General features: G+C 71.5%; 22 protein-coding genes and 1 tRNA gene. 1 reads left to right on the top strand and 22 read right to left on the bottom strand.

Annotated elements, in window-relative coordinates; translation table 11 throughout:
* Positions 1-149 precede the first annotated feature (149 nt).
* The 15 genes from KM933_RS02295 to KM933_RS02225 form a co-directional block, all read right to left on the bottom strand.
* Positions 150-1523, bottom strand: coding sequence for an MraY family glycosyltransferase (locus KM933_RS02295; protein ID WP_221348049.1), 1374 nt, complete (start codon positions 1521-1523; stop codon positions 150-152).
* A gap of 126 nt (positions 1524-1649) precedes the next feature.
* Complete coding sequence (locus tag KM933_RS02290) at positions 1650-2903, bottom strand: serine hydroxymethyltransferase (protein ID WP_221348048.1); 1254 nt, start codon at positions 2901-2903, stop codon at positions 1650-1652.
* A 123-nt stretch (positions 2904-3026) separates the two neighbouring features.
* Positions 3027-3707, bottom strand: coding sequence for an arsenate reductase/protein-tyrosine-phosphatase family protein (locus KM933_RS02285; protein ID WP_221348047.1), 681 nt, complete (start codon positions 3705-3707; stop codon positions 3027-3029).
* Entirely contained in the window at positions 3704-4351 is a 648-nt protein-coding gene (locus tag KM933_RS02280) for an L-threonylcarbamoyladenylate synthase (RefSeq protein ID WP_221348046.1), read from the bottom strand. Before KM933_RS02280 ends, KM933_RS02285 begins: the two co-directional genes overlap by 4 nt.
* A gap of 138 nt (positions 4352-4489) precedes the next feature.
* Positions 4490-5329: a peptide chain release factor N(5)-glutamine methyltransferase gene (gene prmC / locus KM933_RS02275; protein WP_221348045.1), complete on the bottom strand. Its 840-nt coding sequence runs from the start codon at positions 5327-5329 to the stop codon at positions 4490-4492.
* 85 nt (positions 5330-5414) lie between these two features.
* On the bottom strand, positions 5415-6491 hold the full coding sequence (gene prfA, locus KM933_RS02270; protein WP_221348044.1) for a peptide chain release factor 1: 1077 nt from the start codon (positions 6489-6491) through the stop codon (positions 5415-5417).
* Positions 6492-6703: 212 nt separating this feature from the next.
* Positions 6704-6925, bottom strand: coding sequence for a 50S ribosomal protein L31 (gene rpmE / locus KM933_RS02265; RefSeq protein WP_010984345.1), 222 nt, complete (start codon positions 6923-6925; stop codon positions 6704-6706).
* 258 nt (positions 6926-7183) lie between these two features.
* Entirely contained in the window at positions 7184-8287 is a 1104-nt protein-coding gene (locus tag KM933_RS02260; RefSeq protein WP_221348043.1) for an LCP family protein, read from the bottom strand.
* Positions 8288-8564: 277 nt separating this feature from the next.
* Positions 8565-10688, bottom strand: coding sequence for a transcription termination factor Rho (rho, locus tag KM933_RS02255; RefSeq protein ID WP_221348042.1), 2124 nt, complete (start codon positions 10686-10688; stop codon positions 8565-8567).
* Between the two features lie 397 nt (positions 10689-11085).
* Positions 11086-12003, bottom strand: coding sequence for a homoserine kinase (gene thrB, locus KM933_RS02250; protein ID WP_173895057.1), 918 nt, complete (start codon positions 12001-12003; stop codon positions 11086-11088).
* A gap of 429 nt (positions 12004-12432) precedes the next feature.
* Positions 12433-13491 (bottom strand): threonine synthase, encoded by a 1059-nt coding sequence (thrC, locus tag KM933_RS02245; RefSeq protein WP_221348041.1) that lies wholly within the window; start codon positions 13489-13491, stop codon positions 12433-12435.
* Between the two features lie 6 nt (positions 13492-13497).
* The gene (locus KM933_RS02240) at positions 13498-14796 is read right to left on the bottom strand and encodes a homoserine dehydrogenase (RefSeq protein ID WP_221348121.1); all 1299 of its coding nucleotides are present in this window, start codon (positions 14794-14796) and stop codon (positions 13498-13500) included.
* Positions 14797-15086: 290 nt separating this feature from the next.
* Positions 15087-16478: a diaminopimelate decarboxylase gene (gene lysA, locus KM933_RS02235; RefSeq protein WP_221348040.1), complete on the bottom strand. Its 1392-nt coding sequence runs from the start codon at positions 16476-16478 to the stop codon at positions 15087-15089.
* Positions 16479-16570: 92 nt separating this feature from the next.
* The gene (gene nrtL, locus KM933_RS02230) at positions 16571-17638 is read right to left on the bottom strand and encodes an ArgS-related anticodon-binding protein NrtL (protein ID WP_221348039.1); all 1068 of its coding nucleotides are present in this window, start codon (positions 17636-17638) and stop codon (positions 16571-16573) included.
* A 108-nt stretch (positions 17639-17746) separates the two neighbouring features.
* A complete protein-coding gene (locus tag KM933_RS02225; RefSeq protein ID WP_430727265.1) occupies positions 17747-18247 on the bottom strand; it encodes a response regulator in 501 nt (166 codons plus the stop codon).
* Between the two features lie 369 nt (positions 18248-18616).
* On the opposite strand from KM933_RS02225, the gene KM933_RS02220 reads away from it, so the two are divergent.
* Positions 18617-18688, top strand: a tRNA-Arg gene (locus KM933_RS02220).
* A 262-nt stretch (positions 18689-18950) separates the two neighbouring features.
* On the opposite strand, the gene KM933_RS02215 is transcribed toward KM933_RS02220, so the two are convergent.
* The 7 genes from KM933_RS02215 to KM933_RS02185 form a co-directional block, all read right to left on the bottom strand.
* Complete coding sequence (locus tag KM933_RS02215) at positions 18951-20330, bottom strand: tyrosine-type recombinase/integrase (protein ID WP_221348037.1); 1380 nt, start codon at positions 20328-20330, stop codon at positions 18951-18953.
* Positions 20327-20497: a helix-turn-helix transcriptional regulator gene (locus KM933_RS02210; protein WP_221348120.1), complete on the bottom strand. Its 171-nt coding sequence runs from the start codon at positions 20495-20497 to the stop codon at positions 20327-20329. The genes KM933_RS02215 and KM933_RS02210 overlap by 4 nt, the downstream gene beginning before the upstream one ends.
* On the bottom strand, positions 20497-21870 hold the full coding sequence (locus KM933_RS02205) for a replication initiator (RefSeq protein WP_221348036.1): 1374 nt from the start codon (positions 21868-21870) through the stop codon (positions 20497-20499). Before KM933_RS02205 ends, KM933_RS02210 begins: the two co-directional genes overlap by 1 nt.
* A gap of 111 nt (positions 21871-21981) precedes the next feature.
* The gene (locus KM933_RS02200; protein WP_221348035.1) at positions 21982-22284 is read right to left on the bottom strand and encodes a SpdD-like protein; all 303 of its coding nucleotides are present in this window, start codon (positions 22282-22284) and stop codon (positions 21982-21984) included.
* 20 nt (positions 22285-22304) lie between these two features.
* Positions 22305-22460: a hypothetical protein gene (locus tag KM933_RS02195; protein WP_221348034.1), complete on the bottom strand. Its 156-nt coding sequence runs from the start codon at positions 22458-22460 to the stop codon at positions 22305-22307.
* Between the two features lie 15 nt (positions 22461-22475).
* Positions 22476-22655 carry a mobile element transfer protein gene (locus KM933_RS02190; protein ID WP_073889547.1) on the bottom strand — a complete coding sequence of 60 codons (180 nt, stop codon included), beginning with the start codon at positions 22653-22655 and terminating at the stop codon, positions 22476-22478.
* Positions 22656-22668: 13 nt separating this feature from the next.
* A complete protein-coding gene (locus KM933_RS02185; RefSeq protein WP_221348033.1) occupies positions 22669-23418 on the bottom strand; it encodes a DUF2637 domain-containing protein in 750 nt (249 codons plus the stop codon).
* Positions 23419-23446: the final 28 nt, after the last annotated feature.

Below are 23446 nucleotides of genomic sequence, written 5' to 3'. Positions count from 1 at the left end.
GATGAGGTCTTTACCTGGTTGGTGTGCCCGGCGTCACACATGAGAACGAACATGCGCATCTGCGCGCCCGCGCGGACCTCTTGTGTGGTATTGGGGTATTTTCGGAGAGCCGTCCACAGGATGGCTCTTGCACGATTCTTACCCTGGCGTCAGCGCGACGTTCCGGTCTTGTGGTCCTCCAGGAGACGCTGCCCGGCGCCGACGGCGGTCGCCCCGTTGACGCCGGCGGCCACCGGAGCGCGGTCGTCCGCACATTCCGCATCCCCGTCGCCGGCCCCGCCGGCCCCGCCGCGCGGCTGCGCGCCCGCCCCGTACGCGGCCCCGGGGGCACCCTCCCCGGAGACCTCCACGGCCTTGCGGCGGCGGTAGCGGGGCGGCACCAGGTGCTCGGCCCAGCGCGGGGCACGCGGCGTGAAGCGCGGCAGCAGGAGCAGGACCAGGCCCACCGCGCTGAGCCCCATGATGCCGAGCACGATCCACATGGCGCCCGAGTTCACCGAGTAGGCGAGGGCCCCGAAGGCGATCAGCGCCGACCAGAAGTACATGATGAGCACGGCCCGGCTGTGCGAGTGCCCGATCTCCAGCAGGCGGTGGTGCAGGTGCCCGCGGTCGGCGGCGAACGGCGACTGGCCGCGCCAGGTGCGCCGCACGATGGCGAGCACCAGGTCGGCCGCCGGGACGGCGATGATCGTCAGCGGGAGCAGCAGCGGGATGTAGACGGGCACCGTCTGGTGGACGGCCTCCTTCTCGGACCCGGCGAACAGGTTCATCGCGTCGGGGTCGATCTGGCCCGTGATGGAGATGGCGCCGGCCGCCAGGACGAGACCGATGAGCATCGAGCCCGAGTCGCCCATGAAGATGCGGGCGGGGTGCATGTTGTGCGGCAGGAAGCCGAGGCACATGCCCATCAGGATCGCGGAGAAGAGGGTGGCGGGGGCCGCGGACTCCAGTCCGTAGCCGTACCAGATGCGGTACGCGTACATGAAGAACGCCGTGGCCGCGATGCACACCATGCCGGCGGCGAGGCCGTCGAGGCCGTCGACGAAGTTCACGGCGTTGATGGTGATCACGACGAGCGCCACCGTCAGCAGCGTCCCCTGCCACTGCGTCAGCGAGACGGAGCCGACCCCGGGGATCGGCAGCCACAGGATCGTCAGGCCCTGCATCACCATGACGCCCGCGGCGATCATCTGGCCGCCGAGCTTGATGAGGGCGTCGATCTCGAACTTGTCGTCCAGGACGCCGATCAGCCAGATCAGGGCCGCGCCGGAGAGCAGGGCCCGCGGCTCGTTGGAGTCGGTGAACACCTCGTCGAGGTTGGTCAGGTGGTCGGCGACCAGCAGACCGGCGCACAGCCCGAAGAACATCGCGATGCCGCCGAGGCGCGGGGTGGGTTCCCGGTGCACGTCACGTGCCCGGATCTCCGGCATCGCCCCGGCCACGATCGCGAACTTCCGCACCGGCCCGGTCAGCAGGTACGTCACCGCGGCCGTGATGCAGAGCGTCAGGAGGTATTCACGCACGGGCTTCCCCACAGGTCTCGCTAGCCGTCTCAGCCCCACACCCTAGCTTCGTGCGCATACGGTTGGGGACTTCCGGGTAGGGCCGATGGTTGCACGAGTGGCTGTGCGTCCCGGCCCCTCTCCCCCTCACCCGCCGGGATGAGGCGGAAATCTCCCGGTCAGCTCCCGCACTTCTCCACGGACCCGCAGGGCCGCGGACTCGTCCCGCGCGGCCGCTGCGGACAGCGCCGCGATCCGGGCCATCTCCGTCTCCCCCATGCCCTGCGTGGTGACGGCGGCCGTGCCCAGACGCAGCCCCCGCACCCCCGGGCCGGGCAGCGCGCAGGTGTCGAGGAACACCCCGGCGGCGGCGAGCCGGCCGCGGGCGGTCCGGCCGTCCACCCCGAGCGGCGCCGGGTCCACGGTCAGCAGATGGGTGTCGGTGCCGCCGGTGGTGACCGTGAACCCCTCGGCCGTCAGGCAGCGCGCGAGCGTTCGCGCGTTGGCGACCACCTGACGGGCGTACCCGGCGAACGCCGGTGCCGCCGCCTCGCCGAACGCGACGGCCTTCGCGGCGACGGTGTTCATCTGCGCCCCGCCCTGGGTGAAGGGGAAGACCGCCCGGTCCACCCGCTGGGCCAGCTCGCTCCCGCACAGCAGCATGCCGCCGCGCGGGCCGCGCAGCACCTTGTGGGTGGTCGCGCACACGACATCGGCGTACGGGACCGGGCTGGGCGCCGCTCCCCCGGCGACGAGGCCGATGGGGTGCGCGGCGTCGGCGATGAGGTACGCGCCGACCTCGTCCGCCACCGCGCGGAACGCGGCGTAGTCCATGTGCCGCGGGTAGGAGATGGACCCGCACACGATGGCCTTGGGCCGGTGCGCGCGGGCCAGCGCCCGCACCTGCTCGTGGTCGATGAGCCCGCTCTCCGGATCGACGCCGTACCCGACGAAGTCGAACCACCGGCCGGAGAAGTTGGCGGGCGACCCGTGCGTGAGGTGGCCGCCGTGCGGCAGCCCCAGCGCGAGAACGGTGTCACCGGGGCGCAGCAGGGCGGCGTAGGCGGCCAGGACGGCCGAACTCCCGGAGTGGGGCTGCACATTGGCGTGCGCGGCGCCGAAGAGCGCCTTCGCGCGCTCCACGGCCGTCCGCTCGGCCATGTCGACCAGTTCGCAGCCGCCGTGGTGCCGGGCGCCGGGATACCCCTCGGCGTACTTGTTGGCGAGCGGCGAGCCCAGCGCGGCCAGGACGGCCGGCGAGCTGAAGTTCTCGGCGGCGATCAGCTGCAGCGTCGTCGACTGCCGCTCCCGCTCCGCGCGGAGGATCTCGGCCAGTTCCGGATCCTGCCGGCCGAGCACATCGGCCGACGGCGGGCTCTCAAGCGGGTGTGCGACCGGCATGGCGGACTCCGGACCTCGACGGGGACGCTGTGTCCAATGTAGGACCGCGTGCGCACCCGCGCCCGGTGTCACACCCGGACGGCCCTGCCCGCCCTGCCCCCGCCGCACTCCCGCGCGCCCGGGTCACCTGCCCGCGGGCGCCCCCGTCAGCGCCGTGACCACCGGATCCAGGGCCTGCTGGATCTCCTCCCCCACCGAGCGGAAGAACGGCAGGGGCGCCCCGTACGGGTCGTACACCTCGTCCGCCTCCGCCGTCGGGGCCAGCAGCCACCCGCGCAGCGCCGCCGCGGCACGGACCAGGGCCCGCGCGCGTTCGACCATGCCGTCGTCCAGGGGCGGCAGCGTCGCGGGGTCTATGGCCCGGACCAGACGGGTGAACTCCTTCAGGGTGAAGGTGCGCAGGCCCGCCGAATGGCCCATGGAGATGACCTGGGCTCGGTGGTCGCGGGTCGCGGTGAGCACCAGGTCGGCCTTGATGACGTGCTCGTCCAGCAGTTCGCGGCCCACGAAGCCGGAGGGGTCCGCGCCGAAGTCCGCGAGGACCGTCTCGGCGTTGGCCTCCATGGGCGCGCCCTCGTGCCCCCAGGTGCCGGCGCTCTCCACGATCAGGCCGCCGCCCAGGGGGTCGCCGAGCCGGTCCGCCAGGGCGTGGCGGGTCAGCCGCTCGGTGATCGGCGAGCGGCACACGTTGCCGGTGCTGACGTGGAGGATGCGAAAGGAGGAGTCGCCGAAGGCCCCGTCGCCGTAAGCCCCCGAGCCCCCCGTTCCCGTGCCTATGCCACGCCCCGCGTCAGGGGCTGTCAATTCGCCACCTCGAGGTCGGGTACGACCTTGCGCAGCTCCTCGGCCGACAGCGCCCCCGCCCGCAGCAGCACCGGGACCTCGCCCGTCACGTCGACGATCGACGACGGGACGATGCCGGGGGTCGGACCGCCGTCCAGGTACACGGAGACGGAGTCGCCGAGCATCTCCTGCGCGGCGTCGCAGTCCTCGGGGGACGGGTGTCCCGTGAGGTTCGCGGACGAGACGGCCATCGGGCCGGTCTCGGTCAGCAGCTCGATGGCCACCGGGTGCAGCGGCATGCGGACCGCGACGGTGCCCCGGGTGTCGCCCAGGTCCCACTGCAGGGACGGCTGGTGCCTGGCGACGAGGGTCAGCGCGCCCGGCCAGAAGGCGTCGACGAGCTCCCAGGCCATCTCGGAGAAGTCCGTGACCAGGCCGTGCAGGGTGTTCGGAGAGCCGATGAGGACGGGCGTGGGCATGTTCCTGCCGCGGCCCTTGGCCTCCAGCAGGTCGGACACGGCCTCCGAGCTGAACGCGTCCGCGCCGATCCCGTACACGGTGTCGGTCGGCAGCACCACGAGCTCGCCCCGGCGGACGGCGGACGCGGCCTCGCGCAGACCCGTCGTGCGGTCGGTCGCGTCGTTGGTGTCGTATCGCCGTGCCATGTCAGCAAGCCTCCTCGAACACGCGGGCCCCGTCGGCCGCGTACCTGACGAATTCCATGCCGTCTGTGCCGTCTGCACTGTCAGTGCCGTCTGTGCTGTCTGTGCTGTCTGCGTGGTGCGCGCGACGGGTCGCCGTCGTCATGGCGTCGCCCTGCGGGCCGTCGCGAACCGCGGCCTGTTGTTGAGGTCGGGGTGGTCGGCGGCGTCGGCCCAACCCCGCTCCTCGGTGAAGATCCACGGCACCTGGCCGCCCTGGGTGTCCGCGTGCTCGACGACGACGACACCACCGGGCCGCAGCAGCCGGTGCGCGGTGCGCTCCAGGCCCCGGATCAGGTCGAGGCCGTCCTCCCCCGAGAACAGGGAGAGCTCGGGATCGTGGTCCCGGGCCTCCGGCGCGACGTACTCCCACTCGGTGAGCGGGATGTACGGCGGGTTCGTGATCACGAGGTCCACCTGGCCGTCCAGGTCGGGGAAGGCGTCCAGGGCGTCCCCCTGGCGCAGGTCGACCCTGGACCCCTCGACGTTCTTGCGGGTCCACCGCAGGGCGTCCTCGGACAGCTCGACGGCGTGCACGCGGGAGCGCGGCACCTCCTGGGCGAGGGCGAGTGCGATGGCGCCCGAGCCGGTGCACAGGTCGACGATCAGCGGTTCCACGACGTCCATCGCGCGCACGGCGTCTATGGCCCAGCCGACCACGGACTCGGTCTCCGGCCGCGGTACGAACACACCCGGCCCGACCTGCAGCTCCAGATACCGGAAGTAGGCCCGTCCGGTGATGTGCTGGAGCGGCTCGCGGGCCTCGCGGCGCGCGATGACCTCCCAGTACCGGGCGTCGAAGTCCGCGTCCTTGACGGTGTGCAGCTCGCCCCGCTTCACGCCGTGCACGAACGCGGCGAGTTCCTCGGCGTCGTTGCGCGGCGAGGGCACACCGGCGTCGGCCAGCCGCTGGGTGGCCTGGGCCACCTCCGCGAGCAGCACGCCGCGGGGGTTCGGGGGTCGCCCCCCAAGATGTTGCTGCACGCTGGTCCTCCGGGCTGAGCGGTCTGGTGGGCTGGGAGCGTGGTTACGCGGCGGCGAGCTTGGCCGCCGAGTCGGCGTCCACACATGCCTGGATCACCGCGTCGAGGTCGCCGTCGAGCACCTGGTCCAAGTTGTACGCCTTGAACCCGACGCGGTGGTCCGAGATGCGGTTCTCCGGAAAGTTGTACGTACGGATCTTCTCGGAGCGGTCGACGGTGCGGACCTGGCTGCGGCGGGCGTCCGCGGCCTCGCGCTCCGCCTCCTCCTGCGCCGCGGCGAGGAGCCTGGAGCGCAGGATGCGCATCGCCTGCTCCTTGTTCTGCAGCTGGCTCTTCTCGTTCTGGCAGGAGGCGACGACCCCGGTGGGGAGGTGCGTGATGCGCACGGCGGAGTCGGTGGTGTTGACGGACTGGCCGCCGGGTCCGGAGGAGCGGTAGACGTCGATCCGCAGGTCGTTCGCGTGGATCTCGACGTCGACCTCCTCGGCCTCGGGCGTGACCAGCACACCGGCGGCGGAGGTGTGGATCCGGCCCTGCGACTCGGTGGAGGGCACGCGCTGCACGCGGTGCACGCCGCCCTCGTACTTCATCCGGGCCCAGACGCCCTGGCCGGGCTCGGTGGCGCCGTTGCCGCCCTTGGTCTTCACGGCGACCTGGACGTCCTTGTAGCCGCCCAGCTCGGACTCGGTGGAGTCGATGATCTCGGTCTTCCAGCCGACGCGCTCGGCGTACCGCAGGTACATGCGCAGCAGGTCGCCGGCGAACAGCGCCGACTCGTCGCCGCCCGCGCCCGCCTTGATCTCCAGGATGACGTCCTTGTCGTCGCTGGGGTCGCGCGGGACGAGGAGCAGCCGCAGCTTCTCCGTCAGTTCCTCGCGCTGCTTCTCCAGCTCCTTGACCTCGGCGGCGAAGTCGGGGTCGTCGGCGACGAACTCCTTGGCCGTCTCGATGTCGTCCCCGGTCTGCTTCCAGGAGCGGTAGGTCGCCACGATCGGGGTCAGCTCGGCATAGCGCTTGTTGAGCTTGCGCGCGTTGGCCTGATCGGCGTGGACCGACGGGTCAGCGAGCTTCTTCTCCAGATCGGCGTGCTCGCCGATGAGTTCCTCGACCGCCTCGAACATCTCCGGCTCCAATGGGCTGCCCCCGGCACCGTCTCGGGCCCGGGGACGTAGGTACGGCATGGGGGTTCCCCTGCTCGATCGGCGCCCGATCGACGCCGAGAGCGGGGAGAAGGGGCTGCAGCGGGGGGGGAAGCTGCGGGGACGCTGCACCGCAAAGCGCCGGTCCCGGCGCCTCCTGGTCGGAGGCGACGGAGACCGGCGCTGTGAGGTCGCTACTTCTTGGCCGCCGCGGCCTTGCCGAAGCGGGCCTCGAAGCGGGCCACGCGGCCACCGGTGTCGAGGATCTTCTGCTTGCCCGTGTAGAACGGGTGGCACTCGGAGCAGACCTCGGCACGGACGGTGCCGCTGGAGATCGTGCTGCGGGTGGTGAACGACGCGCCACAGGTGCAGCTGACCTGCGTCTCGACGTACTCGGGGTGGATGTCGCGCTTCAAGGTGTCTCCTAGTTTCGGGAGGGCGCCGGGTCGCTGCCGCGGGATGCGGGGCGTGAACCGGAGCCGACTGTCCAGTCTGCCAGGACTGGTGCCATCTCCCCAAACCGGGGGACGGCCGTGGGTATTCCCGGGGCCGGGCCCCGGCCCCGTGAGGGGCGCGGGGAACCGCGCGACCAGCCCCGGCGCACCCGCACCCGCCCTCGGCGCGAGGCACCCGCCCCCTGCCGCCCCGGGGCGCAGCCCCGCCGCAGGGTGCCGTCACCCCGTGACGACGCCCTTCGCGTCACCCGTCGCCGTGTCCCGCGTCGCCGACTCCGGGATCGGACGGTCGTTCTTCAGCGCGTCCCAGACCTGTTCGGCCTTCTTCCGCTGGACCAGGACGCGGTTGCCGTCCGCGGGGTCGTACCGGACCGGCATCGTGACCATGTGCATGTTCGACGAATCGATTCCCTTGAGCCCGTGGGCGAAGGAGGCCAGGTCCTTGACCGAGTCCAGGTCGGAGTCGGTGGTGACGGTCCCGGTGGCCGTGTCGGCGAGGTCGTACAGGTTCTTCGGGCTGCTCAGCACGCCTATGTCCGACACCTGCTCGACCAGGGCCCTGACGAACGCCTGCTGGAGCTGGATACGGCCGAGGTCGGAGCCGTCGCCGACCCCGTGGCGCGTACGGACCAGGCCGAGCGCCTGTTCGCCGGTGAGCCGGTGCGTGCCGGCCTCCAGGTCGAGGTGGCTGTCCCTGTCCTCGATGTCCTCGGTCGTGGTGACCTCGACGCCGCCGAGCTCGTCGATCAGCTTCCGGAAGCCGCTGAAATCGACCTCGACGTAGTGGTCCATGCGGATGCCGGTCATCGCCTCGACGGTCTTCACCGCGCAGGCGGCGCCGCCCGTGGAGTACGCCGAGTTGAACATGGCCAGGGACGCGGCGTCGTGCGTGACGCCCTCGTCGTCGGTGCACGAGGGCCGCGGCACGAGGGTGTCACGGGGTATGGAGACCACACTGGCCTTCCGGTGGCCCTCGTAGACGTGCACGACCATCGCGGTGTCCGAGCGGGCGCTGCCGTCGTCGGCGCCGCCGCCGAGCTCCTTGTTGCTGCCGGAGCGGGTGTCGGAGCCCAGGACGAGGATGTCCTGGGAACCGTCGTCGACGTCCAGGGGCCGGTCGGTGCCGAGGGCCTGGTCGATGTCGACGGTCCTGATGTTGTCGTTGAGGTTGACGTACAGGTATCCGAGGCCGGTGCCGCCCAGGACGAGGACTCCCGCCGCGGACCAGGCGGCGACGAGCAGCGCCCTGCGGCGCCGGCTGCGCGTCGTGCGGCGGCCGCCCTCCGGCGTGCTCTCGGGCTCCGGTGTGCTCTCGGCAGGCATGGGCTCCTCGGTCCTCGCTGGTTCTCCCGGCTACCCCCTGCGGTCGGGGTCAGGCGTGGTCGGATGTCGTGACGCCTCTGTCAGGGTCTGTCCGTTGAGACGGGTGAACCGGAAAAAGGGTTGCACAACACGCTGTGACCGTACTGTGAGGCGGAGGGCACGAAGAGTGACCGACGGGACACGGCCGGTGGTCCGCCTCCGCGCTCCACAACGCGCAGGGCCGCCCCCGGGGTGACGGGGGCGGCCCTGCGCGGTACCGGCTGCGCCGGCGGTGACGTCAGTCGTTGCCGTTGCCCGGCATCGGCGTCGTCTTCTGGATCTGCAGCAGGAACTCGGCGTTCGACTTCGTCTGCTTCATCTTGTCGAGCAGCAGCTCGATCGCCTGCTGCTGGTCGAGCGCGTGCAGCACGCGGCGCAACTTCCAGGTGATCGCGAGCTCGTCGCTGCCGAGCAGGATCTCCTCCTTGCGGGTGCCGGACGCGTCGACGTCCACCGCCGGGAAGATGCGCTTGTCGGCGAGCTTGCGGTCGAGCTTGAGCTCCGCGTTGCCCGTGCCCTTGAACTCCTCGAAGATGACCTCGTCCATGCGCGAGCCGGTGTCGACGAGCGCGGTGGCCAGGATCGTCAGCGAGCCGCCGTCCTCGATGTTGCGCGCGGCGCCGAAGAAGCGCTTCGGCGGGTAGAGCGCGGTCGAGTCGACACCACCGGACAGGATGCGGCCGGAGGCCGGGGCGGCGAGGTTGTACGCACGGCCCAGACGCGTGATCGAGTCGAGCAGCACGACGACGTCGTGGCCCAGCTCCACCAGGCGCTTGGCACGCTCGATGGCCAGCTCGGCGACCGTGGTGTGGTCCTCGGCGGGACGGTCGAAGGTCGAGGAGATGACCTCGCCCTTCACCGACCGCTGCATGTCGGTGACCTCTTCCGGACGCTCGTCGACCAGGACGACCATCAGGTGGCACTCGGGGTTGTTGTGCGTGATCGCGTTGGCGATCGCCTGCATGATCATGGTCTTGCCGGTCTTCGGCGGGGCCACGATCAGACCGCGCTGGCCCTTGCCGATCGGCGCGACGAGGTCGATGATCCGGGTCGTCAGCACGCCCGGGTCGGTCTCCAGGCGGAGCCGGTCCTGCGGGTAGAGCGGCGTCAGCTTGTTGAACTCCGGCCGTCCGCGCCCCGATTCGGGCGCCATGCCGTTCTGGGAGTCCAGGCGGACCAGCGCGTTGAACTTCTCGCGGCGCTCGCCGTCCTTGGGCTGGCGGACGGCGCCGGTGACGTGGTCGCCCTTGCGCAGGCCGTTCTTGCGGACCTGGGCCAGCGAGACGTACACGTCGTTCGGGCCGGGCAGGTAACCCGACGTACGGATGAACGCGTAGTTGTCGAGGATGTCCAGGATGCCCGCGACGGGGATCAGGACGTCGTCGTCGGCGACCTGCGGCTCGTTGGGGCCGAACTCGTCGCGGCCGCGGCGGCCGCGGCGGTCCCGGTAACGACCGCGGCGACCGCGGCGGCCACCCTCGAAATCGTCGTCGTCCTGGGGCCCGTTGTCCCGCTGGCGGTCCTGGCGGTCCTGACGGCCGCCGCCCTGCTGACGGTCCTGGCGGTCCTGTCGGTCCTGGCGCTGCTGGTTGCCGCCGCCCTGGTTGCCGCTCTGGCCACCCTGGCCACCCTGGCCGCCCTGGCCGCCCTGCTGCTCGTCGCCCTTGCCACGGCGGTCGCGGTCGCGGCCCCCGCGGTCACGGTCGCCGCGCTCCCCCCGGTCCCCGCGGTCCCGGCGGTCGCGGCGGCCCTGACGGCCTTCGGCGCCGGCGTCCGGGCCGTCGCCCTTGGGCTCGCCCTGGGACTGCGCGGGCGCCTCGGCCCTCGGCTCGGTCTTCAGGTCGGTCTTCGCCTCGGCGGTGACCGTCTCCGGGCTGCCCGCGTCGGCGGTGGCGCGACGGCGGCGGCGCTCGGCCGGGGCGTCCTCGGCCTCGCCGCGGGAGGGGCCGCCGTCGGGCTGGCCGGGAATCTCGATCTGCTGCTGCGCCACGGCCTTCCCGGCCTCGGCGTCCGCCTTCTTCCCGTCGGCGGGGACGGTCTCGTCACCCGTACGGGCCTTCGAGGTGGCCCGGCGCTTGGGCTTCGCCTCGGCGTCGGCGGCGGACGCGGCCTTGGGGGAAGCACCGCCCCCGGCCTGCGCCTCCTTGATGACCTCGATCAGCTGGCTCTTGCGCATCCGCGCGGTGCCCCTGATGCCGAGGCCGGATGCGACCTGCTGCAACTCGGCCAGCACCATGCCCTCGAGGCCGGTACCGCGGCGCCGACGGGAGCCGGCACCGGTGGCAGGCGCGGAGGCGTCCGTGGCGGGCGCGGCAGCGGTCTCCTCGACACGTGCGCCCATCAGATCGGTGGTGTCGCTCACGAAGGGTCCTTCCCTGGAGCGGACGTCGGCCTGTCTGGCTCGGCGACCGGTTGTGCTGTCCGACAGTGGTCCTTGCTGTGTGGACCGTGCCGGGGCGGTGGTCCGCCAAAAGGCGGAGGGAACTTCTGGGATGACGTTTCCCGGGGCCATGGACCTGAGGTGCTGTGTCCATCGGCTCGTTCACGCCGGTTCCGGAGCGTGCTCAGCACCGCTCAGCGCGCGTAGCACCCAATGCAACCCAATGCATGGCACAAAGCAGTTTGGGGGGCTCCCGGAAGAATGGTTGTCCCGGACGGGGACGTGAAGCACCTCGCCATGGTGGGGTCGGGTGCAGACTTGAGGTTAACACTACCGGATCCAACAAACATTCCCCCTCTCGAAATCCGGCAACCGAGTGTCACGGAGCAAGCGGCAGCACGCTCGCCCCCGTGGCGTCGAGGGCCAGCCGGTTGGCCGCCCAGCCCTCGCCCGCCAGTCGTGCGACCTTGTCGGCCGCGGCCTCGTCGGCGAGCGCGAGCACGGTGGGCCCGGCGCCGGAGATGACCGCGGGGACCCCGTCGGCCCGCAGCCGCTCCACCAGCGCCGCGCTCTCCGGCATGGCGGGGGCGCGGTACTCCTGGTGCAGCCGGTCCTCGGTGGCGGGCAGCAGCAGCTCGGGGCGCCTGGTCAGGGCCTCGACGAGCAGGGCGGCGCGGCCCGCGTTGGTGGCGGCGTCGACGTGCGGGACGGTACGCGGGAGCAGCCCGCGGGCGGTCTCGGTGAGCACGGCCCTGCCGGGTACGAAGACCACCGGAACGACGGAGTCCGCAGGGTCCATCCTGATGGCGCGCGCGGCTCCGCTCTCCATCCAGGAGAGGGTGAACCCGCCGAGCAGACACGCCGCGACGTTGTCGGGGTGTCCCTCGATCTCGGTGGCGAGCTCCAGGAGCGCGGTGTCGTCGAGCTTGCCGTCGCCGCCTATCGTCACGGCGCGGGCGGCGACGATGCCGGCGCAGATCGCGGCGGACGAGGAGCCGAGGCCGCGGCCGTGCGGGATGCGGTTGGCGCAGACGATCTCCAGGCCGCGGGGCTGTCCGCCCAGCAGATCGAAGGCGGTGCGCAGGGAGCGTACGAGGAGGTGGCGCTCGTCGCGCGGGAGCGTCTCGCTCCCCTCACCCGCGATGTCGATGTCCAGCCCGGAGTCGGCCACCCGGACGACCACGTCGTCGTACAGCCCCAGGGACAGGCCGAGGGCGTCGAAGCCCGGGCCGAGGTTGGCGCTGGTGGCGGGGACGCGCACCCGGACGGCGGCGGCGCGGAACGCTGGACCGGCCATCGCTCGATGACTCTCCTTGAGCTTGAGCTGCGAGATTCTCGAAATCCTGCGAGACGTACGGAGAATGCGGAACACCCGGAGGCCGCAGGGACGGCGCGGCACCGCGGCATATGCGGCGGGCGGGTTCGGTACAGCTTATCGAAGGAAGGTTCCGTGGCGACATAGGGCGCACAAGAGGCGCACGATGCGTGTCGCAAGCCCCTTGTGCACCCCTTGTCAGGCACCTTGCCGTGCCACGCCGGACACGCCGCCGGTGTCCTGCCGGCCGCCTTGGCCGCGTGACGTGACGCGGTGAAGCGTGGCACGCCCCTGGTGGGGCGCCCCGGTGGGGCGAGGCGTCACGCGCCCGGCGTGGCGCGGGGCGTGACGCGTTGCGGCGTGGCACAGGGCGTCACGCGCCACGCCACGCCGCGTCGCGGCATGCCGCGGTTACGCCAGCCCGAGGCGCTCGGCGGCCGTGGCCGCGTCGACGGGGACCGTGACGGGCTGCGGGGCGCCCGCGACGGCCCAGTCGGGGTCCTTGAGACCGTTCCCGGTCACCGTGCAGACGATGCGCTGCCCCGGGTCGACCTTGCCCTGTTCGGCGGCCTTGAGGAGCCCGGCGACGGAGGCGGCGGAGGCGGGCTCGACGAAGACGCCCTCCTGAGCGGCCAAGAGCCGGTAGGCGCGCAGGATCTCACGGTCCGTCACCTCGTCGATGAGGCCGCCCGACTCGTCCCGCGCGGCGAGCGCGAACTGCCACGAGGCCGGGTTGCCGATCCGGATCGCGGTGGCGATCGTCGAGGGGTCCTTGACGACCTCGCCGCGCACGATGGGCGCGGACCCGGACGCCTGGAAGCCCCACATCCGCGGAGTCCGGCCGGCGATCCCGTCGGCGGCGTACTCCGTGTACCCCTTCCAGTACGCGGTGATGTTGCCCGCGTTGCCGACGGGGAGGACGTGGATGTCGGGGGCGTCGCCGAGCATGTCCACGATCTCGAACGCCGCGGTCTTCTGCCCCTCGATACGCACCGGGTTCACCGAATTGACCAGCGCCACCGGGTAGTTGTCGGAGAGGCTGCGCGCCAGCGTGAGGCAGTCGTCGAAGTTCCCGTCGACCTGGAGGATCTTCGCGCCGTGCACGAGGGCCTGGCCCATCTTGCCGAGCGCGATCTTGCCCTGCGGGACGAGGACGGCGCAGACCATCCCGGCCCGTACGGCGTAGGCGGCGGCCGAGGCGGACGTGTTGCCCGTGGAGGCGCAGATGACGGCCTTCGCGCCCTCCTCCTTGGCCCGCGTGATGGCCATGGTCATACCGCGGTCCTTGAAGGACCCGGTGGGGTTCGCGCCCTCGACCTTGAGGTGGACCTCGCAGCCCGTGCGCTCGGAGAGCACCTGCGCCGGCACGAGCGGCGTACCGCCCTCACGGAGCGTCACGACCTGCGTGGTGCCGGACACCGGCAGCCGGTCCCGGTACTCCTCGATGATTCCGCGCCACTGGTGGGTCATTGCTGGTTACTCCCCTTCAACCCGCATGATGCTGGCGACACCCCGCACGGTGTCGAGGTTGCGCAGCGCCTCGACGGTCCCGGTGAGGGACGCGTCGGACGCGCGGTGCGTGACGACGACCAGGGAGGCGTCGCCGCCCCCGTCCTGCCGTCCTTGCTGGCGGACCGTGTCGATGGACACGCCGTGCTCGGCGAAGACGGTCGCCACCTGGGCCAGGACACCCGGCTTGTCCGCCACGTCGAGACTGATGTGATAGCGGGTGACGACCTCGCCCATGGGCGAGACGGGCAGCCGGGCGTACGCCGAGTCGCCTGGCCCGGTCGCACCGCTGAGCTTGTTGCGGCACACGGCCACGAGGTCGCCGAGCACGGCGGACGCGGTCGGGGCGCCGCCCGCCCCCGGCCCGTAGAACATGAGCTGCCCGGCCGCGTCCGACTCGACGAACACGGCGTTGTACGCGCCGCGCACGGAGGCCAGCGGATGGCTCAGCGGGATCATGGCGGGGTGCACCCGCGCGGTGACCGACCCCCCGTCGGCGGCCCGCTCGCAGATGGCGAGCAGCTTGATCGTGCAGCCCATCGCCCTGGCCGAGGCGAAGTCGGCGGCGGTGACCTCGGTCATGCCCTCGCGGTACACGTCGTCGAGGCGCACCCGCGTGTGGAAGGCGATCCCGGCGAGGATGGCGGCCTTGGCGGCCGCGTCGAACCCCTCGACGTCGGCGGTGGGATCGGCCTCCGCGTACCCGAGGGCGGTGGCCTCGTCCAGGGCCTCCTGGTAGCCCGCGCCCGTCGAGTCCATCTTGTCGAGGATGAAGTTGGTGGTGCCGTTGACGATGCCGAGCACCCGGTTGACCTTGTCGCCGGCGAGGGACTCGCGCAGCGGCCGGATCAGCGGGATGGCGCCGGCGACGGCGGCCTCGTAGTAGAGGTCCGCGTCGTGGTCCTCGGCCGCCGCGTGCAGGGCCGCGCCGTCCTGGGCGAGGAGCGCCTTGTTCGCGGAGACGACGGAGGCGCCGTACTCGAAGGCGGTGGTGATGAGGGAGCGGGCGGGTTCGATACCGCCGATGACCTCGACGACCACGTCGATGTCGCCCCGTTTGACCAGGGCGGTCGCGTCCGTGGTGACCAGCGCGGGGTCGATGCCCTCGCGCACCCGGGAGGGGCGGCGCACGGCCACGCCCGCCAGTTCCACGGGGGCCCCGATGCGGGCGGCGAGGTCGTCGGCGTGCGTCGTCATGATGCGCGCCACCTCTGAGCCGACGACCCCACAGCCCAGCAGCGCCACCTTCAGCGGACGCGTACGCATCATCCGACCTCGTTTCCTCACACCGTCACGGTGGAACCAGTCTCACTCACCGGACGGGGGTTTCTGCCCCTCGTCCGGATCGTGAGATGTCTATTTCATCTTTACGGGACGGAGGACAGGAGATCTTCCGTCCGGACTCACTCGCTCCGCAGGCCGCCACCAGCGACGACCGGTCGCCGGCGCCGACGACACCGGTCACGGTCGGCCGATGCCGACCATGGCCGGTCGGCAACGGTCGCGGCCGGTCGGCATCGGTCGCGGTCGGCCGCGACACCCGTGCGTCGTCGCGATCAGCCGACGTCGAGACGCAGAAGGTCCTCCTCCGTCTCGCGGCGCACGATCACCCTCGCCTCGCCGTCGCGGACCGCGACGACGGGCGGGCGCAGGGCGTGGTTGTAGTTGCTGGCCATCGAGCGGCAGTACGCACCGGTGGCGGGCACCGCGACGAGGTCGCCGGGGGCCAGGTCGGAGGGCAGGAACGCGTCCTTCACGACGATGTCGCCGCTCTCGCAGTGCTTGCCGACCACCCGGACGAGCATGGGCTCGGCGTCACTCGTACGGGAGACCAGGGCGACGCTGTACTCGGCGTCGTACAGCGCGGTGCGGATGTTGTCGGACATGCCGCCGTCGACGGAGACGTACGTACGCAGTCCTTCGAGTGGCTTGACGGTGCCCACCTCGTACAGGGTGAAGGCGGTCGGCCCGGCGATGGCACGCCCGGGCTCGACGGAGATGCGGGGCGTGCGCAGCTTGGCGGCCTCGCACTCCCTCGTCACGATCTCACCGAGCGCCTTGGCGATCTCGTGGGGTTCGCGGGGGTCGTCCTCGCTGGTGTAGGCGATGCCGAGACCGCCGCCGAGGTCGATCTCGGGCAGCTCGACCCCGTGCTCGTCACGGATCTGGGCGAGCAGCGACACGACACGCCGCGCGGCCACCTCGAACCCCGCCATGTCGAAGATCTGCGAACCGATGTGGGAATGGATACCGATCACTTCGAGCCCGTCGAGGGCGAGCGCGCGCCGTACGGCCTCGGCGGCCTGCCCGTCCGCGAGCGCGATCCCGAACTTCTGGTCCTCGTGGGCGGTGGCGATGAACTCGTGCGTGTGGGCCTCGACGCCGACGGTCACGCGGATCTGCACGCGCTGCCGCCTGCCGAGGCCCTGCGCGATGTGCGCGACCCGCACGATCTCCTGGAAGGAGTCGAGGACGATGCGCCCGACGCCGGCCTCGACGGCCTTGGTGATCTCCTCCACGGACTTGTTGTTGCCGTGAAAGGCGATGCGGTCGGCGGGCATGCCGGCGGAGAGGGCGGTGGCCAGCTCGCCACCGGAGCACACGTCGAGATTGAGGCCCTCCTCGTGCAGCCAGCGCACGACGGCGCGGGAGAGGAACGCCTTCCCGGCGTAGAAGACGTCGGCGTCGTGCCCGAAGGCGGTGCGCCAGGCGCGCGCCCGCGCACGGAAGTCGGTCTCGTCGAGGATGTAGGCGGGGGTGCCGAACTCCTCGGCGAGCGTCGCCACGTCGATCCCGCCGACGCTGACCGAGCCGTCCTCGGTACGCGTCACGGTCTGCGCCCAGACCTTCGGGTCGAGGACGTTGAGGTCGGCCGCCGGAGCGGAGTAGTGGCCCTCGGGCAGCACATCGGCGTGACGGGGCCCGGCGGGGTGTGCGGAACGGCTCATGTCTGGTGGGCTCTCTCGAAGATGTTCAGAGATATGCAGAGGTGTGCAGAGTTATGCAGGGATATTCAGAGATATTGGGATGCTCGAAGGGTTCAGAGGTGCTCTGGTGCGTCGATGCCGAGCAGGGACAGGCCGCCGGCCAGCACCGTCCCGGCGGCTTCGGCGAGCGCGAGCCGGGCGCGGTGGGCGGCCGAGGGTTTCTCGTCGCCCGGCGGGAGCACGCCGTGCTGGAAGGCGAGCACCGCGTCGGCGGTGGTGACGAGGTGCCGCGCGAGCCGGTCGGGCGCACGGTGGCGCGCGGCGGCGGCGAGGGCGTGCGGGTAGGTGTCGAGGGCGTCGAGGAGAGCACCGCAGTCCTGGGAACCGCCGGGGTCTCCGGCAACGCCGCTGAACCCGAGTCCGGCGGCGTTGCGGCTGAGGGCCCGGGAACGGGCGTGGGCGTAGCGGACCCGGAAGAGGGGATTGCCCTCCCGCTGCACGAGGTGCTCGCCGGTGATGCGGGGCCGGTCGTGGGGCGCGGGGTGGAGCAGCGCCCAGCGGCCGGCGTCGCGGCCGAGGGGACGGGGGTCCTGACCGGCGGGCACGGGCCGGAGGCCCACGTCGAGGGGGGCACCGGGGGTGCGGTCCGCGCCCTGGCCCACCCCATGGTCGTCGCCGTCGACACCGAGGACCTCCGCCCAGGCGGGATCGGGCTCCCCGGCGCAGTACGTACGGGCCGCCACGCCCTGGGAACGCAGAATCCGGGCGACGACCTGACCGGTCACGGCGGCGCGCACTTCGCGGGGGTGGTGCAGTCGGACCAGCTCACCGGTGGGCGCGTCGGCGTACCCGTACCGCTCCCCGCGCCGCAGCACCTCGCCGACCAGGGCCTGCCCCCTCCCCCGCAGGGTGATGTTGAGGAATCCCGGCCCGGTGATGTCGACCCGCGTCACACCGGCCGTTCCCCTGAGGTACGGCTGCAGGATCGCGGCGACCTCATGGGGCGGGCGACCCGCGGGGCGGGCCAGCTGAAGGGCGACGTTGGTGGCGTAGTCCCCCCGGCCGCCGGGTCCGGGCGGGACGACCTGCGCCCGCCGGGGCACACCGACATCAAGCTCACCGGCGTCCACCGCACGGCGCACGGCGCGCAGAACGGTGCTGGAGAGCTCGACGGGGGTCATGGGACAAGCGTAGGGGAGGAGGGGGTGGGGCAGGCGAACGGGTTAAGACGACTGTCCGCACTATGGACAGACTCCCCGTTCCCTCCCTCCCGCCTTCCCCGGCCCGGCTCAGTTCCCGGTACGGCCGGCATGCTCGCTCCCGCCGGCCCCGTACAGCCCTTCGGCACCCTGCAACAGCGCACTGGACGCGCCGGGAGCACCGGGCGCAACCGGCCCAGCCGGTCCATCGGTGGCACCGGTGCCGCCGTAGGGGGTTCGCCGCTCCAGCAACTGACGTACGAGCGCGACCAGTTCGGCGGGCTCGAAGGGCTTGGCCAGAAAGGCGTCGACGCCGACGTCAAGACCGCTGTCGACCTCGTACTGGGTACAAGCGCTGATGACGGCGAGGGGAAGTCCACGGGTCCGCGGATCGGCCCGGAGCCGGGCGGCGGTACGCAACCCGTCCAGCCGGGGCATGACCACGTCGAGGGTGACCACATCGGGCCGAACCTGGTGGACGACATCCAGACATTCGACACCGTCGGCCGCGGTCACGACCTCGATACCCTCCAGCTCGAGGTTGACCCTGATCAGTTGCCGGATGACCTTGTTGTCGTCCACAACAAGCACCCGACCCGACGCGCCTGGCACAACTCGAGAGTAGGTCGGCACGCGGGGCCGCGTCCGGCTTTTCCCCACTTCTGCCTCGCACGGGGGACACCGACGCTCTTTCGCACCGGGCACCCTTTCGGGCCGGGGCGCTCCACGGGGTGACGAGCGGACGCTCTGGGCCAACGGGGGACGGGTACGCCACAGCCACCCAACTCCACACCCGCCGCGACCACCGCACCCACCCCAACCATCACGGGAACCGAGCAGGACCCAACCAAGATCCACTGAGCCCCCGTCCCTCCGCCTCCCACCCTCAAAACCTGTTCATGACGACCCCGAAAGAGCTGGTAGGGTTCTACCCGTCGCCGCAACAACAGCGCCCGACACGCCCCCGTAGCTCAGGGGATAGAGCAACGGCCTCCGGAGCCGTGTGCGCAGGTTCGAATCCTGCCGGGGGCACCTTGGATTAGGTGCCCAAAGACCCCGCCATCAGCGCTTTCGCTGAGGACGGGGTCTTGGCGTATGTGCAGCCGTATGCCGCTCGGAGCGGCTGTATGTCGGGTGCCGTGGACTATGCGTGGACTGGCCGCAGGGCAGGAATCCGCAGGTCAGCCCTAGAAATGACGAGGCCCCCGGACCGTGGTCTAGGGGCCATCATGCCGCAGGTGCGCGTGTCGGAGGTGTGTCGGGATCAGGGCCCGCCGCCGGGCTTCTTCTCCTCCTAGCCGTCGCTCTCACCGAGCAACTCGGCGATCCGGCGATTGGCGACGTCCTGCCGACCGTCGAGGCACTTGGCGTACCGGCTCAGCAGCACCTCCACACTGTTGCCCGCGCGCTCGGCGACCTCGGTGGGGTCCACTCCCGCGTTGAGCCAGGACGACAGCGCGGCGTGCCGCAGGTCGTACGGCCGAGCGGCCAACGGCGAGGCCACCTGTTCCGGGGTGAGCGCCAGGTGCCGCGCCTCGTCCCAGACACGCCAGTACGTCGTCGAGGCGACCACTCCCCCGCGTTCGTTGGCGAACAGCCGGCCGTCCTTGGCCGTGCCGAATTCCGCGATGTGAGTTCGGAGCATGCGCACCAGGCGCGGCGGAATCGGAACGATGCGGGTCTCGTTCGCGGGCCGGTTCTTGAGGCCGCGGTTGTCGTGCACCTCGCCCGTTCCGGTCCACCGCTTGCCGACGGTGGGGCGGCTCTTCTCCAGGATCAGCGAGCCCCAACCGGTGTCCGGCAGCGTGCAGTCCTGCCGCCGCAGGGCCACGGCTTCTGCCGGCCGAAGCCCGCCGAAGTACATGCAGGCGAAGAGCGCGACGAGACGGCGCCCACGGGCCCGGCGGTAGCCACCCACGTACGAGACAGCCCCGAGGAGCTCGGCAGCCTGCCGGGGATTCACCACGACTCGGCGGTCAACCTCCTTGGTCACCTTCGGCAGCTTCCACTTCACGAGCGTGACCGGGTTCTCGGGGAGCTCCCCCAGCTCGACCGCATAGGCCAGGGCATTGAACAGGACGGCTCGCTTGCGCCGTACCGTCTCGGCGGCGGCCGGAGCCCCGGAAAGCGTGAGCTTGAGCGAGTCGAGGACGTTCCGGATGTCGGCCGGGTTCTTGAGCGTGGTCAGCGGCAGCGAGGCTTTGCCCACCCAGCGGAGAGCGTTCGCGATGTCCACCGGTGGGGTGTTCTCGTCCTCGTCCTGGACGACGAAGGCCCAGCCGCGCAGGGCCCGCCGCAACACATCGTCCGCCGGACGACCGGGGCGGTCCCCCAGGAGCTGAGTCGTGACGAGCGTCATCGTCTCGTTCAGGCTGTCGCGGGAGTTCGGAGCCGCGTGCGGCCACTTCATGGCCACGTACGTCCGCGCGAAGTCGTACCAGGTAAGGGACTCCTTGACCGGCGCCATGGAGTCCGGCAGACCGGTCTCCGTGTCGAATGCCTCCCCTTTCTGCGCGGCCCGGAGCAACTGCGCGCGGAAGTTGTCAGCGAGCGCCTTGGTCCGGAAGGTCTCGGAGAACGGCGTAGCCTCACCGACCTTCCACCGCACGTCATACGACGGTGTCTTGTACGGCCGCTTCCGGATGCCCCACACCTTCACGTCGTGCGACTTCATGCCGCTTCTCCGAGTCCGTGAAGCCATGCTGTGAAGTCGCTGCGCCAGAAGCGAAGTTCACCGTTGGGGAGCTTGATAGCTTCCGGAGCCTGCCCCAGTTCGCGCCAGCGGTAGAAGGTGCGGCGGGAGACTCCGCCCAATTCGGCGAGGACCTGCGGAACAGTCATCAGTTCGTCTCGTCGGCGGTCCACGCCGAGTCTCCTTCCACGTCAGGAGCGTCAAGGACGTCGGGTCGCCGGGAGGTGGCGAACCAGGACTCGGCCGCGGTCAGGCCGGTACCGGCGAAGCGCCAGTGCGAGAGGACGAGGACGGTGTCCGGGTCGGGCAGCGGGTGGCCCGCTTCGGCCGCGCGTTCGCGGGATACGGCTTCGTTGTGGTCGGCGCGTTCCTGGCGCAGGGCCCCGAGGGTGACGGAGTAGGCGCGGGACTTGGTGGAGAAGTGGCCGCGGAAGCCGAGCATGTGGGCCCACTTGCGCAGGCGCAGGTCTTCGAGTTCGGACAGCGCGCCCAGGTGCCAGCAGGTGAGGATCATCTGCCGGGCGTGGTCGGTGACCTCGGTGCCGATCAGGTCGGTGATCGGGTTGCGGATGGGACGGTCCAGGGTGCCGGCGGTTTCGGCGCCCTTGGTGGCGTACTTGGCGATGTACGCGGCCACGGCGCGGCTGGAGAGCTCCGAGGTGCCCGCGAAGTCGGCAGAGCGGATCGGTCGGACGTCGAGCTGTCGGCCGAAGCTGAAGGTGTACGCGTGGCCGTCGAGGACGGGGCCGGGGGTTTCGGCGAGGTGGGCCGCCGAGCGGATCGCGTCGGTGAGGAGTTCGGTGGTGGCCCAGGAGGGTGGGGTGTCCTCGGCGCCTTCCGGGCCGTCGAGGCGGATGACGGCATGGAAGTGGACGGCTCCGCGCCGCTGGTACTCGGCGACTTTGGCGTACGAGACCTTGAGGCAGTGGCGCAGCGCGGAGCGACCGATGCCTGCGCGGGAGGCGAGTTGCTGGCGCAGGTAGGTGGTGAACCGGGCCCAGAGCGCTCCGGCATGCGCGTTCCACAGGACGGCCGCGCGGTAGTCGTACCGCTCCGGGTCCAAGGGCGTGCCGAGAGCGGGGTCACCGTCCGGGTGGGTGCGTCCGCAGCGGCAGCGACCGCCTGCCGGTCGGTTGTGGACGGGTCCGAAGGAAGGGGCGGTGAAGGTGGCGAAGACGCGGGGGTGCTGGGCGACGGTCGGGCCGATGCCTTTGCCGCCACTCAGTCCGGCCGTGACGAGGTGGAAGGTGTCTTTGCGGTAGACCTCGGCGCAGGCTGCGCATCGTGTGGCGCGGCGGTTGTTGCAGCGGATGAGGAGCTGTCCGGCGGGAAGGTCGCGGTCGATGACTTCCCGGACGATCTCGCCCGTGGCGGCGTGGACGTCGAGCCGGTGGCCTTCCATCCGTACCGGCTGCTCGCAGCCGCCGAGGCGCTGGACCTGTCGGGCATAGGCGCTGAGATCACCGTGCTGGGCGAGGGCTGCGAGCTGGCGGATGGCTCCGGTCGGAGCCGCGGGACGCATGTGCGGTTTCCTCCTTGAGAGAGGTTGGGGTTGAGGGCTGGTCCGGCCCACCCATGTCGTCCAGGGGGCTAGACAGCATGGGCAAGCCGGACTGGGGCGAAGCAGGCGAGGTCAGCGCTTAGTGAGGAGAGCGTGTGACGCGGCGCAGACGGCGACGGAGGCGGCCGTGATGGCGACGGCGAGGAGCATGGAGACCAGGACGGCGCCGACGACCAGGACCACGGCGGTGCCGCCGCCGACGAAGGTGAGCGCGGTGCCGGGGGTGAGCTGGACGGCCGGGCGGAACGGCGCCGGGGCGGCGGGGGCCGGCTGCGGAACCTGAGCGGCCGAGGTGATGGTGACCGGCTGCGCGACAGCGGGCGGGGTGACCAGGCCGGTCGGCTGGGGCATGGCCGGGATCTTGGGTCGGAGCATGGCGGATCTCCCTTCGCGGGTTACTTGACGACGGAGTCGATGACGGGGGTCAGCAGGCTGTCGGCGAGGAGGTAGCCGCCGAGGAGCAGCGCGGCGATGAGCCACCAGGGCGGGCGGATGAGCTTGACGCCCAGGACCCCGACGCAGAGCAGAGCCAGCCAGAGCGGAACGTCCATGACGGTGATCTCCTGTCAGGCGGAGCAGCGGTGGGTACGGGCTGCGAGTTCGGCGGCGGCGCGGCTGTCGTACTCGGCGGAGAAGTCGCAGCGGGGTGCGGTGCAGGCGGCCAGGTGACGGTTCTTGCCGCGGTCGAGGTAGGAAGCGACGTTCACGGGGCCGATGCGGCGGACGTTGCGAAAGCGTCGGTGCATGGTGGTGCTCCTCTCAGAGGTGCGCGGCGACGGACGCGGTCATGGACGGGGGCAGGCCGAGCCGGGTGCGTACGACGTCGGGATCGGCGGGGCGGCCAGTGGTCGAGTGGTGCTCGTAGGCCAGGGCCCGGACGCGTTCGACCAGGGCGGGCGGGAGCGGGACGGCCGGAACGGTTGCCACAGACGGAGCGGAGACCGGTTCCGCGGCGGGAACGGGATCGGGACCGGAGGCAGGGTCGAGGGCGGGGACAGCGGCGGGGGACGGTGCCGGGAGCGCGTCCCGCTCGGGTACGTCGACGGGGACCGGGGCGGGATGTGATTCCGCGTCCTCACCCGTGTCAGTCACCGGCGAGACCGGCGGGGCTGGCGAGACCGGCGCTTCCGGGCTGCGCGGTGTGTGGGCCAGCAGCGTCCCGCCGAAGAAGGCGACGGCGGGCCAGCCCGCGACCACGACTCGGAGCCAAGCGGGGACGTGGTCCAGGTCGAGGAGCCCGGCGGTGGCGACGTTCGCACCAAGGGACGCGGCCAGCGCGACCAGGAACCACAGCCGCGGTCCCTCGGCCGGTACTCCGGCCCGTTGCTGATCACGCATCCGGCGCCAGGCAGCGACCAGCAGCAGGTCGACGCTGACGGGGTAGGCCCATGCCTTCCAGCCGCCTTGCCCGGCCGCTTCGGCCAAGTCGTGCAGGTGGGAGAAGGAGAGGGCCCCCGCGATGACCGCCTGTACGAGCACGGCGTCTACGCGGACCAGGTGGGCACGCATGGGCACGGCGTTCCTTCCGGTTTCGGGC

Source organism: Streptomyces beigongshangae (genome assembly GCF_019710745.1).
GTDB classification, from domain to species: Bacteria; Actinomycetota; Actinomycetes; order Streptomycetales; family Streptomycetaceae; genus Streptomyces; species Streptomyces beigongshangae.
This window is presented reverse-complemented; position numbering and strand designations above follow the sequence as displayed.

Bases quoted from the DNA above. Each gene is read 5' to 3' on its own strand.
- KM933_RS02290 (WP_221348048.1), bottom strand. From the start codon at position 2,903: ATGCCGGTCGCACACCCGCTTGAGAGCCCGCCGTCGGCCGATGTGCTC.
- KM933_RS02280 (WP_221348046.1), bottom strand. From the start codon at position 4,351: ATGGCACGGCGATACGACACCAACGACGCGACCGACCGCACGACGGGT.
- prfA (WP_221348044.1), bottom strand. From the start codon at position 6,491: ATGTTCGAGGCGGTCGAGGAACTCATCGGCGAGCACGCCGATCTGGAG.
- KM933_RS02260 (WP_221348043.1), bottom strand. From the start codon at position 8,287: ATGCCTGCCGAGAGCACACCGGAGCCCGAGAGCACGCCGGAGGGCGGC.
- thrB (WP_173895057.1), bottom strand. From the start codon at position 12,003: ATGGCCGGTCCAGCGTTCCGCGCCGCCGCCGTCCGGGTGCGCGTCCCC.
- thrC (WP_221348041.1), bottom strand. From the start codon at position 13,491: ATGACCCACCAGTGGCGCGGAATCATCGAGGAGTACCGGGACCGGCTG.
- KM933_RS02240 (WP_221348121.1), bottom strand. From the start codon at position 14,796: ATGCGTACGCGTCCGCTGAAGGTGGCGCTGCTGGGCTGTGGGGTCGTC.
- lysA (WP_221348040.1), bottom strand. From the start codon at position 16,478: ATGAGCCGTTCCGCACACCCCGCCGGGCCCCGTCACGCCGATGTGCTG.
- nrtL (WP_221348039.1), bottom strand. From the start codon at position 17,638: ATGACCCCCGTCGAGCTCTCCAGCACCGTTCTGCGCGCCGTGCGCCGT.
- KM933_RS02215 (WP_221348037.1), bottom strand. From the start codon at position 20,330: ATGAAGTCGCACGACGTGAAGGTGTGGGGCATCCGGAAGCGGCCGTAC.
- KM933_RS02210 (WP_221348120.1), bottom strand. From the start codon at position 20,497: ATGACTGTTCCGCAGGTCCTCGCCGAATTGGGCGGAGTCTCCCGCCGC.
- KM933_RS02205 (WP_221348036.1), bottom strand. From the start codon at position 21,870: ATGCGTCCCGCGGCTCCGACCGGAGCCATCCGCCAGCTCGCAGCCCTC.
- KM933_RS02200 (WP_221348035.1), bottom strand. From the start codon at position 22,284: ATGCTCCGACCCAAGATCCCGGCCATGCCCCAGCCGACCGGCCTGGTC.
- KM933_RS02195 (WP_221348034.1), bottom strand. From the start codon at position 22,460: ATGGACGTTCCGCTCTGGCTGGCTCTGCTCTGCGTCGGGGTCCTGGGC.
- KM933_RS02190 (WP_073889547.1), bottom strand. From the start codon at position 22,655: ATGCACCGACGCTTTCGCAACGTCCGCCGCATCGGCCCCGTGAACGTC.
- KM933_RS02185 (WP_221348033.1), bottom strand. From the start codon at position 23,418: ATGCGTGCCCACCTGGTCCGCGTAGACGCCGTGCTCGTACAGGCGGTC.